This is a genomic window from Lysobacter sp. KIS68-7, from assembly GCF_021284745.1.
Taxonomy (GTDB): domain Bacteria; phylum Pseudomonadota; class Gammaproteobacteria; order Xanthomonadales; family Xanthomonadaceae; genus Noviluteimonas.
This window is the reverse complement of record NZ_CP089925.1, coordinates 1,546,172-1,559,052: the sequence shown is the minus strand read 5'-3', so window position 1 is coordinate 1,559,052 and position 12,881 is coordinate 1,546,172. Positions and strand designations below refer to the sequence as shown.

The 12,881-nt window shown below is 67.8% G+C and carries 9 protein-coding genes; 2 read left to right on the top strand and 7 right to left on the bottom strand.

The window, feature by feature from the left end:
• Nucleotides 1-25: 25 nt before the first annotated feature.
• The 4 genes from LVB87_RS07390 to LVB87_RS07375 form a co-directional block, all read right to left on the bottom strand.
• On the bottom strand, nucleotides 26-2,728 hold the full coding sequence (locus tag LVB87_RS07390; protein WP_232900286.1) for a M1 family metallopeptidase: 2,703 nt from the start codon (nucleotides 2,726-2,728) through the stop codon (nucleotides 26-28).
• A 283-nt stretch (nucleotides 2,729-3,011) separates the two neighbouring features.
• Nucleotides 3,012-5,885: a TonB-dependent receptor gene (locus LVB87_RS07385; RefSeq protein WP_232900284.1), complete on the bottom strand. Its 2,874-nt coding sequence runs from the start codon at nucleotides 5,883-5,885 to the stop codon at nucleotides 3,012-3,014.
• Nucleotides 5,886-6,039: 154 nt separating this feature from the next.
• Nucleotides 6,040-6,567, bottom strand: a complete 528-nt coding sequence (locus LVB87_RS07380; RefSeq protein ID WP_232900282.1) for a carboxymuconolactone decarboxylase family protein — start codon at nucleotides 6,565-6,567, stop codon at nucleotides 6,040-6,042.
• 128 nt (nucleotides 6,568-6,695) lie between these two features.
• Nucleotides 6,696-7,232, bottom strand: a complete 537-nt coding sequence (locus tag LVB87_RS07375) for a peroxiredoxin (protein WP_232900281.1) — start codon at nucleotides 7,230-7,232, stop codon at nucleotides 6,696-6,698.
• A 157-nt stretch (nucleotides 7,233-7,389) separates the two neighbouring features.
• Between LVB87_RS07375 and oxyR the strand changes: the two genes are divergently transcribed.
• Both oxyR and LVB87_RS07365 read left to right on the top strand, forming a co-directional pair.
• Entirely contained in the window at nucleotides 7,390-8,358 is a 969-nt protein-coding gene (gene oxyR, locus LVB87_RS07370) for a DNA-binding transcriptional regulator OxyR (RefSeq protein WP_232900279.1), read from the top strand.
• A complete protein-coding gene (locus LVB87_RS07365) occupies nucleotides 8,355-8,987 on the top strand; it encodes a hypothetical protein (protein ID WP_232900278.1) in 633 nt (210 codons plus the stop codon). Before oxyR ends, LVB87_RS07365 begins: the two co-directional genes overlap by 4 nt.
• 1 nt (nucleotide 8,988) lies before the next feature.
• Here the strand turns inward: LVB87_RS07365 and LVB87_RS07360 are convergent, their stop codons facing one another.
• From LVB87_RS07360 to LVB87_RS07350, 3 genes are read right to left on the bottom strand one after another with little or no spacing between them, the layout of a single operon-like run.
• The gene (locus LVB87_RS07360) at nucleotides 8,989-9,903 is read right to left on the bottom strand and encodes a DMT family transporter (RefSeq protein ID WP_232900276.1); all 915 of its coding nucleotides are present in this window, start codon (nucleotides 9,901-9,903) and stop codon (nucleotides 8,989-8,991) included.
• On the bottom strand, nucleotides 9,896-10,552 hold the full coding sequence (locus tag LVB87_RS07355) for a glutathione S-transferase family protein (RefSeq protein WP_232900275.1): 657 nt from the start codon (nucleotides 10,550-10,552) through the stop codon (nucleotides 9,896-9,898). Before LVB87_RS07355 ends, LVB87_RS07360 begins: the two co-directional genes overlap by 8 nt.
• Nucleotides 10,553-10,585: 33 nt before the next feature.
• Nucleotides 10,586-12,673 carry a diguanylate cyclase gene (locus LVB87_RS07350; RefSeq protein WP_232900273.1) on the bottom strand — a complete coding sequence of 696 codons (2,088 nt, stop codon included), beginning with the start codon at nucleotides 12,671-12,673 and terminating at the stop codon, nucleotides 10,586-10,588.
• Nucleotides 12,674-12,881: the final 208 nt, after the last annotated feature.

Genomic DNA, 12,881 nt, shown 5'->3' with positions numbered 1-12,881 from the left:
GCCGATGCGCCCCCGTTTTCGTCGCTTACTTCGCGACCCCTTGCTTCGAAGCGAAGGTCGGCACGAGGTCCTTGCGGGCCTCCTTCTGCGCCGAGCACAGGCGGATGCCTTCCACCGTCTGCTTCAGCTCCAGCGGGCCGCCTTCGATGTTCTTCATGCGGTCTTCGAAGCGGGCCTGCACGTCCGTGGCCTGCTCGTTGCTGCACATGCCGGCCGAGTACAGGCCCACGAGTGCGGCGCCGGCCGGGGCCAGGCGCGCCTCGAGCTCGGTGAAGTGCGCGTCGACCCACTGGCGCAGGGCCGGGCGCATCTTCTCTTCATCGGACTGGCCACCGACCACCGGGAAAATCTCGTTGCGGCGGAGCAGGTCCTTCTCGAAGACCAGGGCACGCGCGCGGTCGGCCAGCGCCGGGTCCTGCGTGTCGCCCATGGCACCGAGCAACTGGCTGCGGATCGTCGCGTCCTGGCTGGCGCGGAAGTGCTTCTCGGCGGCGTCGAAGGCCTCCTTGCCGCCTTCCTGCACGGCCACGCCGAGGGCGATGGCGCGCAGGTCCTTCGACACGGCGTCGGCATGCAGTGCACCGTCGCCGCCCAGGCCCAGCACGGTGCGGCCCTGCTTGTTCATCTCCGCGCGCACGGCCGGGTCCTTGAAGAAGCCGGCGAACATGCGGACGAGCGTCGTGCGCAGGATGCGGTCGTCGTCCGGCTCGCCGGCCTTCGGCGACAGGCCGAGCTGGTCCAGGCGCGGGCGGTAGATGTCGGCGGCCTTCGCACGGAACGCGGCACGCTCGGCTTCGGTGTGCAGCAGGTTGTCGTCCATCCATGCCAGCGAGCCCATGCCCGCGGTGACGGTCTGGCGCACAGAGGCCGACGCGAACTGTGGCAGCGTGGCGATGAATTCCGACGGCGTCATCTTGCCGGCGCCGTAGGCCGCGGTGACCGAGTCGGCGTAGACGCGCTGTTCGAGTTCGTCGAGCTGCGCGAACGCACCCGACAACGACTGCTGGTACTTCGGCGCGAGCGCGAAGCGGTAGTAGCCGGCGCCGTGCGCGTTCGGCATCACCCACGCCGGGCAGGATTGCGCCTGCTTGAGTTCGAAGCGCGCGGTGTTGCCGGTGACGATGCCCTTCTCTTCGCGGATCGTGCCGTTGTCGGAGTAGCGCACGCTCAGCGGAATGCCCCAGGTCTGCGCCGCGCTCGCGGTGGAACCCAAGGGCAGGTAACGCTGTTGCGTGACGACGAGCGTCGGCTTGCCCGCGCCGCACTGCACGTCGATGCTGACGAACGGCACGCCCGGCTGGTCGATGAAGCTCTTGAACGCCGCGTCGACGGCGACCGGATCGTTGCTCTGCGCCGCGACCGCCGCGATCAGGTCGCCGCTCGTCGCGTTGCCGCGCGCGTGCGCCTTGATGTAATTGCGGATGCCCGTGCGGAAATTGTCCTCGCCGATGTACTGCTCGAACATGCGCAGCACCGCACCGCCCTTCTGGTAGGTGATGCCGTCGAAGGCCGACTGGATCTGCGTGAAGTCGTGGATCGGCTCATGGATGCGGCGCGTGCTGGACAGGCTGTCGGCACCCATCGCACCGATGCCGCCTTCCAGGATGCCGCGGTCGGTATGCGCTTCCGGACGCAGCTGGCCGTGGATCTTGTTGCCCATCCAGGTGGCGAAGGCTTCGTTGAGCCACAGGTCGTCCCACCAGCGCATGGTGACCAGGTCGCCGAACCACTGGTGCGCGAGTTCGTGCGCACTCGTGCCCCAGAACGACTGGCGCTGGCTCACCGAAGAATTCTCGTCGGGGAACATGAGGCTGTCGCGGTAGACGATCATGCCCGCGTTTTCCATCGCGCCCGCCCAGAAGTCGGGGGCGGCGACGTTGTCGAGCTTCTCGAAGGGATACGGCACGCCGAAGTAGTTCTCCAGCGCCGTGACGATCGCCGGCGTGTTCGCCAGCGAGTACTTCATGCGAGGGCCCTGCCCCTTCGCGGCGACGCCGCGCAGCGGGATCGGCGTGGTGCGGCTGCCGTTCGGCGCGATGTCCGGGCCCTGCGGCACGTCCCACGGACCGACGGCGAAGGACACCAGGTAGCTCGGCAACGCTTCGGTGCGGTTGAAGGTGACCTTCTTCCAGCCGCCCGGGAGCTTCTCGGTCTTCGCTTCGTGCGTGTTCGCGATGGCCGCGTCGTTCTCCGGAACGATCAGCGTGATGTCCCAGGGCTGCTTGAAGCTCGGCTCGTCGAAGCCCGGGAACGTGTGGCGCGCGCCGAGCGGCTCCATCTGCGTGATGACGTAGTCGTTGCCATCCGGCTTCACGCGGTAGGCGCCCTGCAGTTCGCCGAACGGCGCTTCGTACGCGATCTCGATCACCGCGTCGCCGGCCGGGATCTTCTGGGCGGCGGTCATCTTCAGCACGCCGGAGACGTCGGCTTCGGTCGGCGTCAGCGCGATGCGCTTCTTGCCGACGATGGCTTCGGCCTTCGAAATCTTCAGGCCCTGTCCGTGCATCCAGATGACGTCGGTCGCTTCGGCGACCTTGGCCTGGATGCGCGTGCTGCCCGTGAAGTTGGCCTGCTTCGGATCGAGCTTGAGCTCGAGCTGCACCAGCGAAGGCACGACGTTGCGCGAAAGCGGACCCTTCGGCACATCGTTGCCGCTGTCGGCGGCATGGGCGGCGCCGAGCGTGGCGAACAGGGCGGTGGCGAGCAGACTGCGGCGAAGCACAGGCATCGAGGGAAACTCCATGGACGAATTTCCCGAGCTTACGGCTCAGCTTGCCCCTTGGGTCTAGGGCAAAGGTCATGGTGAATGGGGATGCGGCGTCCATGCGATGGCGAATGGAGGCGTTCGAGCCGCCAGTCATTCATGCGCCTGAGTGAAATGGCGCGGACTTCCTCAAGCAAGCCTTCCTCGGCCAGGAGGTCGTCCAACGCGGAGCCGGTGCGTGGATTCGTGGTTCGCATTTTTCACCTTGCGCAAAAGGGCGGCCACGAAGGCCGCCCTTCCTCGGGGATCAGAACTTCTGCGCGTACTGCACGTATAGGAAGCGCCCGATGTCGAAGCCGCCGTAGTACGGGAAGCTGCTGTTCGGTCGCGAGTACATCGTGGGGCCGACCTTGTCGAAGACGTTGTTCACGCCGAGCGACACGGTCGAATTCCACGGCGTCGAATAACGGAACTGCACATCGTTGAACGTGTTGGACCCCACGCGGTTGCGCGGCACGACGATGTCGTTGGTGTACGGCGCGCGGAACTCCGGCATGTTGCACTCGGCCAGGTAGACGCAGCTTTCGCGCATCGAGGAGAAATGGCGCGCCGTCCAGCGCACGCCGAAATCGCCCAGGCTCCAGTCCGCCGACAGGTTGGAACGCACGCGGAAGGTGGAACCCACGCCGGTGTACTGCACCGCGTACACCGCCGCCGGGTCGAACTTCGTCTCGTAGTAATCCACGTACGTGCTGTCCCACACGAAGGCCAGGTTGCCCCACGGCTGCGTCGGCAGGTGGTACGACGCCAGCAGGTCGTAACCCGCGGTTTCCACGTAGCCGAAGTTCTTGATGTTGAACGACAGCGTCTGGATCGCGCCGGTGACCGGATCGCGCGTGAACTGTGCGCAGCGCGCCGCTTCGCCGCGCAGGTAGCAATCGGCGAGCACGGTGTTGGGCGAGTCGGAGACGATCGCGTCCTCCACGCGCAGCTTCCACCAATCGAGCGATACGCTCAGGCCTTCCACCTGCTGCGGGCTGTAGACGAAGCCGAACGTCAGGTTGCGCGAGGTCTCCGGACCGAGGTTCGGATTGGCGCCCGACAGGAACGGCACGTCGGACTGCGCGTTCGGTCCCGGGGCCGGCAGGCCGCCCGACATCGGCTGGCGGAAGCCGGCCGGAACGTCGGCAAGGCACGCCGCGGTGCCGCGCGCGGGGCCGAACAGCGTGTCGCATGGATCGGTGTAGAACTCGAAGGACTGGTTCTGCGGCCCGTACAGGTCGGAAATCGTCGGCGCACGCAGGCCCTGGCCCCACGTGCCGCGCACCATCAGGTCGTCGATCGGCCGCCACTCCACGCTCGCCTTGCTGCGCGTTTCCGCACCGAAGGTGCTGTAGTTCGAATAGCGCGACGCCAGGTTGAGCGACAGGGCGCGCGCGAACGGCTTGTCGCGCAGCAACGGGAGCTGCAGTTCCGCGTAGACCTCGTCCAGGTGGTACTGCCCTCCGGTGTTGCCGGAGCCGAGGTCGGTCGACAGGCCGGACTGGCGCAGCGCATCGGGCGAGAACGATCCCTTCTCCTGCCGATGTTCGTAGCCCATCGCGATCGCGAGGTCGCCGGCAGCGAGTTCGGCGAGGACGCCGGAAACGTTGGCGAAGTACGCATTGGTTTCCGTCTGGCCGATGTCGTGGCCGACGGGGAACAGGTAGGCCTGCAGGGCCGGATCGGCGAGCGAACCGGGCGCGTCGACGCCCGCGGGCACGAGCGGATTCCACGGGATGCATTCGCCATTGCCGAAGCTCGGGCCGTAGGGGATCGGGCTCGCCGCCGAGCCGCATTCCACGCGTTGCGTCGTCGGGTTGAACCACGAAGGTCCGGTGGCCCGCTGCGCCGCGGGCAACAACAGGTTGCCGGTCCCGTCCTTCGCCGTGCGGAACTGGCTCTGGAAGAAGCCCGCGTCCCAATGCCACGGCTGCGCGCCCAGGTCGAACCGGCCGACGAGCTTCGCGCCCAGGCGATGGGTCGTCGCCTTGTTCATGGTGACGCGCGGCACCTCCCAGGTGCGGCGGAAGTAGGTGAGCGTTTCGCCTGGAAGCGGGTTGTAGGCGCTGTCCGCATCCAGCGGCGCGCTCCATTCGCCCCAGGCATTCGAGCGATACGGATAACCGGCGATCTGCTGCATCGTGTCGCGCTGGTTGTACAGCGCGTCGATTTCGAGCGTCAGCGCGTCGGTGAGGTCGCGGCCCGCGTTGAGGTAGAGCGCGCGACGCTCCTGCCCCGTCATCAGCGTCATCTGCTCGTTCGGATTTGAGTTGTCGAGCAGCGGATCGTAGAGGCGGAAATCGGCGAACTTCGTCGGATCGCCGCCGTCCTTCAGCGTGTAGCGCTTGCCGCCGACGAACAAGACGCCCTTCTCGCTGATGCCGCTGCGGCCATCGTAGGGATGCAACGGCCCGTTGCCGCTCGCGCTGAACGCGCGATCCTTCGCCCACACCGGATCTTCCTTCGCGTACTGCACGCTTGCGGTGAGCCAACCGTCGTCGTCGCTCATGCCGAGCGTGAGGTCGTATTGCTGTTTCGCGCCGTCGCCCTGGTCGTACTGGCCGAAGTACACGTTGGCTTCGCCGCCGTCGACGTGGCGGCGCGTGATGATGTTGACGACACCGGCGATGGCGTCGGAGCCGTAAATCGCCGATGCGCCGTCCTTCAGGATCTCGATGCGTTCCACCGCCGAGGTGGGGATCTGGCTGACGTCGGCGAGCCCGCCGGTGGTGATGCCCAGGCGCTGGCCGTTGACGAGCACCAGCGTGCGGGCGGCGCCGAGGTTGCGCATCGATACGAACGCACCGCCCACGTTTTCGCCGGATGCAAGCGCGTCGGCACGACTGATCGCGGGCGAGCCCATCGTGACGGAGGCCTGCAGGACATCGGCGACGGACTGGAAGCCGGAGCGCAGGATCTCCTCGCGGGTGATGACACCGACGGGCTGCACCGTTTCCAGGTCCACCGCGCGCGCGATGCGCGAGCCGGTGACCGTGACGGTCTCTAGTTCCTTCGGCGCGGCAGTCCCGGCCTCGGTGGTGCCCGTGCCCTCCTGTGCATGCAAGGGCAAGGCGAGCGCGACGACGGCGCCGGCGAATAGCGCGCGACGGATCGCGTCGCGCAACAACGAATGCTTCATCGAACAGTACTCCGGTCGGGGGGACTCAGCCGCGTTTGACGCGGTGACCGGAAACTACTGTCGGGAATGTCCTACAGGGGGAAGCAAGAGCCCGGAGTTCTCTCCGAGCTTTCACACATGCAAATGGAAATGTCGCAGGCCGCGACGATGAACCTCACGCCTGCTCGAGTGTCACCGCCACCGCATGCACGACTGCCGCGATCTTCAGCGCGCTCTGCACGCCCTGCGCGCTGATCTCGTGCTGGCGCAGCGTGCGCTCGTGCGAATCCATGCACGCGCCGCAGCCGTTGATGGCCGACACGGCGAGCGAGGCGAGTTCGAACGTCATCTTGTCGATGCCCGGGTTCGCCATGATGTTCATGCGCAGGCCCGCGCGGAGCTGGCCGTACTCGTCGTTGTGGATCATGTGCGTCGCGCGGTAGTAGATGTTGTTCATCGCCATGATCGCGGCGGCGGACTTCGCGCCGTTGATCTCTTCGGCGGACAACTGCTCGGCGGCGAATTCCTGGATCGCCGCCACGAGCGGTGCGTATCGCGAGGCGATCGCGCACGACAGCGCGATGGCGCGGATCTGCTTCGGGGTGAGGCCCGGCGAGCCGCCTTCGCTCAACACCGAGTCCAGGTTGAGCTTCATGTCCTTGGCGTAGTCGGGCAGCGCGTTGCGCAGGTCTTGCAAACTCATTCCAGTCTCCGAAAAAGAACGTGGCCGGGAAGACCCGGCCACGAGGGCCCCGCGTTACCGGGGGAGGGAGCGCGGCGCGAGAGGGGGAGTCTGCGGCGCGCGCGGGGCCAAAGCGAAAGCGATCGGGATCAGGCGACCTTGAGGGTCTGCTCGCCCTGCTTCCAGTTGCACGGGCACAGCTCGTCGGTCTGCAGCGCATCGAGCACGCGCAGCACTTCTTCCGGATTGCGGCCGACGCTGCCGGCGGTCACGTAGACGAACTGGATCTCGCCGTTCGGGTCGACGATGAACGTCGCGCGCTGCGCCACGCCGTCCGAACCGAGGATGCCCAGCGCCGAGGTGAGCTCGCGCTTGATGTCGGCCAGCATCGGGAACGGCAGGCTGTTGAGGTCCTTGTGGTGCGTGCGCCAGGCGTGGTGCACGAACTCGCTGTCGGTCGAGCCGGTCAGCAACTGCGCATCGCGGTCCTTGAACGCCTGGTCGAGCTTGGCGAAGCCGGTGATTTCCGTCGGGCACACGAAGGTGAAGTCCTTCGGGTAGAAGAACACGACCAGCCACTTGCCCTTGTAGGTGTTGTTGTCGATGTCGACGAACGCCGTGGACAGGTCGTTCGAGACGGTGGCCTTGAGGTTGAACTGCGGGAACTTGTCGCCGACGGTCAGCATTCGGGAGAACTCCGATGGGTGGTTTGGAAAGGGGGGCCGCAGGGGCGTTGCCCTGCGTAGACGACGAAGTGTGGGCGGCCGGGACGGATTCAACAAGTCGATTGTTTCGATTCAACCCATAGGAGTAGGCTATCGGTTCAGCTGATGGAGCCCGCCCGTGAACCTGCGCGACCTCCGCTATCTCGTCGCCCTCGCCGACCACAAGCATTTCGGCCGCGCCGCCGCGGCCAGCTTCGTGAGCCAGCCGACCTTGTCCACGCAGATCCGCAAGCTCGAGGACGAACTCGGCGTCGCGCTGGTCGAACGCGCGCCGCGCAAGGTGATGCTGACGCCGGCCGGCCGCGACATCGCCGAACGTGCGCGGCGCATCGTCGCGGAAGTGGAGCAGATGCGCGAAGCCGCGCGCCGCTCGCAGGACCCCGAAGCCGGCACGGTGCGCCTCGGCCTGTTCCCCACGCTGGGCCCCTACCTCTTGCCGCACGTGGTGCCGGGCATCCGCGCGCGCTTTCCGAAACTCGAACTGCTGCTGGTCGAGGAGAAGAGCGACGTCATCCTGTCGCGCCTGCGCGACGGACGCCTGGATGCCGGCCTGCTTGCGCTGCCGATCCACGACGATCAGTTGCACACCGAATTCCTGTTCGAAGAACCCTTCCTGCTCGCGGTGCCGGAAACGCATCCCTTCGCAAAGCGCGATTCGCTTTCGCTGAAGGATCTCGCCGACCAGCGCCTGTTGCTGCTCGAGGACGGCCACTGCCTGCGCGACCAGGCGCTCGACGTCTGCCAGCTCGCGGGCGCGGGCGAAATGCGCGACTTCCAGGCCACGAGCCTGGAAACGTTGCGACAGATGGTGGCCGCCAACGTCGGCGTGACGTTGCTGCCGACACTGGCCGTCAAACCGCCCGTGGCGCGTTCGAAGGACATCCACCTGTTGGGCTTCCGCGATTCGCGGCCGTCCCGGCAGATCGCGATGGTGTGGCGACGCAGTTCGGCGATGGGCGGATTCCTGATGCAACTGGCGGATGTATTCCGGCAACTGCCGCAGGAGTTGTTCACGCCAACGGCTGACCTGGCGACGCCCGCCGCCCCAAAGAAGAAGAGCGTTGCAGGAAAAGGAAAGCGCGCATGAGCCTTCGCGGTTGGGTGGCGCTGTGCCTGGTCGTCGGGACCATCGGGTGGTGGACGACGCGCTCGCCCGGCGCGCCCGCTGCCGCCGGTGGTGCGACGGTGCGTTGCCCGGCACCGCCGGGCGTGCTCGCGGGTGATCCGCCCCTGCAGTCGCCCGTGCCCGGCGATTTCCGCGAAGTCCGGCTGGCCGCCGCCACCTTGCAACCGCTCGCCGGTTTCAGCCTCGAAGCGCGCGTACTGTCGCGCGAGGACTACAGCCTCGGCCGCGAATCCGATCTCTCGCCGACCGACCTCGCCCTCGGCTGGGGCCGCATGCGCGACGACGCCGTGCTCTCGCGCCTGGACATCGATCAATCCAATCGCTGGTACCACTATCGCTGGCAGGGCGCGCCGCCGATTCCCCTGTCGGAAATCATCAACTCCAGCGCGAACATGCACATGATCCCGGCCAACGCGGCGACCGCGAAGGAACTCGGGCGCGTGCGCGCCGGCGACAAGGTGCGCATCGACGGTTGGCTGGTGGAGGCCGACGCACCCGATGGCTGGCACTGGCGCAGTTCGCTCTCGCGCGAGGACAGCGGCGGCGGCGCGTGCGAAGTGGTCTACGTGTGTTCGATCGCGCGCGAATGAATCACGCGCGGCGCGTCAGGCCGAGGAAGATGCCGATCAGCGAAAGCGCCAGGCCGATCCAGCCCAGGCCATCCAGCCGCGTGCCGAACAGCAGCATGTCCCACACGTAAGCGAGCAAAGGCTGCAGCAGCAGGCACAAGCCGAGCACGCCCGCCGACAACCGCGGCATCGCACGGCCGATCACGAGCCAACCGCAGACCTGCGCGATGAAGGCATAAGCGACCAGCGCGCCCCAATCGGCGCCGCCCTGCGGCGGCAAGGCTTCGCCGCCGACGAGGACCATCGGCAACAACAGCAGCGCGGTGATGGCGGACATCCACAGGAGCAATGTTTCGTTCGGCGCCGTGCCTCGCGTCGCCTGCGCCTTGCGAAAGGCGATGAGGAATCCCGCGTAGGCCGCCGCGGTGCCCAGTCCGAAACCGACGCCCGCATGGAAGCGCGCGTCGAAGCCCTCCCAACCGGGCACGAGCATCAGCGCAAGGCCGCCCAGCGCCAGCAGCAAGCCGACCCACAAATGCCAGCCGCCACGTTCGCCGAGCACCCACGCGCCGTAACTGGCGAGCGCGAACACCTGGAAGTTGCCGAGCAGCGTGGCCATGCCGACGCCGACGTACAGGATGCTCCGGTGCCACATCCACAGGTCGAGCGAGAAGAACGCGGCCGCGATGGCGACCAGCGCCAGCACGCGCGGCGTCGGCTTCCACGCGCCGCCGCCGCGCCGCACCGCGACGACCACGAACGGCACGAGCATTCCCGCCGCGAGCGCCATGCGCCAGAACGCCGACGCCGTCGGCCCGATGTGCACCCACTTCACGAACACCGCCGAGGTGCTGATCAGCACTGCGCCCAGCAGCATGGCGAGCAGCGGGCCGCGCGGCGCGGCCATGTGGGTCACGCCCGAACCATCGTCACGCACGGAATTTCTCGGTGTCTTCCAGGTATTCCGTTTCGACCTCGCCCGCCGCGCGCCACGCCTTCCAACCTTCGAGCGACTGGATGGCATCGGCGAACGCGCGCGCGTTGTCGTCCATCTCCACGCCGTAGGACAGGAAGCGCGAGACCACCGGCGCATACATCGCATCGACGATCGAGAACTCACCGCACAGGAACGGACCGCCCTGGCCGTGCTGGTGGCGCAGGTCGCGCCAGATCTGCTGGATGCGCGCGATGTCCTTGTCCGCCTCCGCGTCCCAGCGATAGTTGTCCGGCGTGCGGCGCATGTTCATCGGCATCTGCTTGCGCACGGCCATGAAGCCCGAATGCATTTCCGCCGCGGCCGAGCGCGCATGCGCGCGGGCGGCGACGTCGCGCGGCCAGCCGCGGCCATCGAGGAAACGCTCGTTCACGTATTCGCAGATGGCCAGCGAATCCCAGACGACCAGATCGTTGTCGTGCAACGCGGGCACGCGGCGGTTGGGGGCCCAGCGCTGGATCACGTCCGCGAATTCCGGCGTGTCCATGAGCAGGCGCACTTCGTCGAAACGCACGCCGAATTCGGTGAGGACCAGCCAGGCGCGCAGCGACCAGGAGGAGTAGTTCTTGTTGCCGATGACGAGGGTCAGCATGGCGCACGATCCGGGTGTGGGACCGCGATTCTCTCAGCTGAACACCGCCGGGGCCACGTTGACGCGATTGCGGCCGGCCCGCTTGGCCGCATACAGGGCCTGGTCGGCGCGGGCCACGGCGGCGGCCGGATCGGACTCGCGCGGCAAACGCGTGGCGACGCCGACGCTGACCGTCAGGCGGATCGGCTTGCCTTCGTAATCCAGGCGCAGCAGTTCGATCGCCGCGCGGATGCGCTCGCCGAGCTGGCGCGCCCCGTCGCCGTTGCGCCCGGGCAGCACGATCACGAATTCCTCGCCGCCGTAGCGGCCCAGCAGGTCAGTGACGTGCAATTCCTTGCGCAGCACGTCGGACACCTGGCGCAGGCAGGCATCGCCCGCGGCGTGTCCGTGCGAGTCGTTGATCGATTTGAAATGGTCGATGTCGACGAACAACACCGACAGCAGCGCGTCGTCGCGATGCGCTTCGGCGAAGCAGCGCGAGAGCCACAGGTCGATCGTGCGGCGGTTGAACGCCCCGGTGAGCGCATCGAGTTCGGCCGAGCGGCGCAGGTTGAGCGCGGCCGCGGCTTCGTCGGCGTGCTGCACGGCCAGGCGCCCGAACTCGCTGGCCAGCGCGAGCTCTTCGTCGCTGAAGCTCGAACCGTCCATGCGTTGCAGCAACATCGCGCCCCAGCCCGGTGCGCGGATCGGCAAGGACACGACGGCGTACAGGCAGTGCGACGCGTCGTTGTCGCCGTTGCCCAACTGCAACTGCACCGGCGCCTGCATGCGCGCCAGGCCTTTCATCATGCCCACGCGCGAGGACACCAGTTCGGTGTAGTGCGGCTTGCGCGTGATCGGTTCGGCGAGCAGCAGGTCGAATCCGTGGAAGCCGTAGGCGACGAGCGCCGCCGAATCCAGGCGCAGCAGCGGCAGCAGGCGTTCGAACACGGTGCGGAACGCCGCCCACTCCAGGTCGCCCGCGGGCAGTTCGCGCAGGCGTCGCTGCAGTTGCTGCACGAGCTCGGCGCGCGCGGCTTCGCGTTCGAGGCGGCGTTCGCTGTCGCCGCGCGCCAGGCGCTCGCGATCGCGTTCGTCGCGCACGTGGGCCACGCGCCCGATCATGCCGATGGTCAACAGCAGCACGCACACGGTCAGCGCGAGCTGCGGTCCGTAGCGCACCCAGAAGCCCGCCAGCCCGAGCACCGTGAAGCCGCGCAACGCGCAGGCACCGGCGAGCACCAGCACCATCGTGAACACCGAGAGGCTGTTCCAGATGCGCTGCCGCACGGCGGAATACGCACTCGCGATGCCGACGCCGAGCGTCGCCGCGCCGAACACCATCGTGGTCCAGTGCACTGCACCGGCGAGGACGTCGATGCGCAACACCGACACCGCGGCGATACCGAGCGCGCCCATCCGCAGCCAATCGGCCGCGCGATTGACGCGTGGCGCGGCGATGTCGAGTTCCGCATAGCGCTGCGCCAACCAGGTCCCGGCGGCGCAGTGCAGCAAGGCCAGCGCCCACACGCCCTGCGCGCCCCAGAAGGCGAGCCAGCCCAGGCCCGGCCACGCATACAGATGTCCATTGGAGGCGGTGAGCCAGGCGAGCGCACTCGCAGCGAACGCGAGCAGCGCCAAATACACGCGATCGCGCACCGCAGCGAACAACGACAGGGCGACGATCGCCAACACGCCGAGGCTCGCGTAGAGCGCCCCGGCCAGGACGCCTGTGCGCTGGCGCGCCAGTTCGATCTCATCGTCGGTCCGCGCCTGCGGGCGCAGCACGACCGAGGTGTGGCTGCGCACCAACAGGTCGACGTCGCGACCTTCGAAGGCAGCGTCGGCGTCGCCCGGCGGAAGCTCCAACACGTAGCCGGCCGGGAACGCCGGGCCGTCCGGATCGGGGTGGAAGAAGGATTGCGACGCGCTGCGCCACTTCCCGCGTTCGAGCCAAATCTCGTCGACCATGGCCCGCTGCAGCCACAAGTGACTCGCGGCGTCGCTTCGGCGCTGGAGCGCAAGGTGGATCCGGACGGGCGCTTCGGATGCCGGCACGTGGACCGCGTCCCCCTCGGCGACGCGCCGCGGCGCGGACAAGCGCTGGGCGAGCGCGGCCGCGCCTTCGGACCAGACCGCCATGCCGGCCATCCAGGCCAGGAGGAAGCCCACCAGCAGCCACGGCCGCAGGCGAACGGAGCCCGGGGCCGCAATCGCCGCGGCCTTCCGCTCCGACCGGGGAGTTCGCGCGCTCAGGTCACGGCCCCTGGAACTGGCCGCGTCCGATGCGCTCCGACTCCCCCTTCCCCCCGCTTGCCACCCCGTTGCATTGCGCGGACCCCTGGTGAAA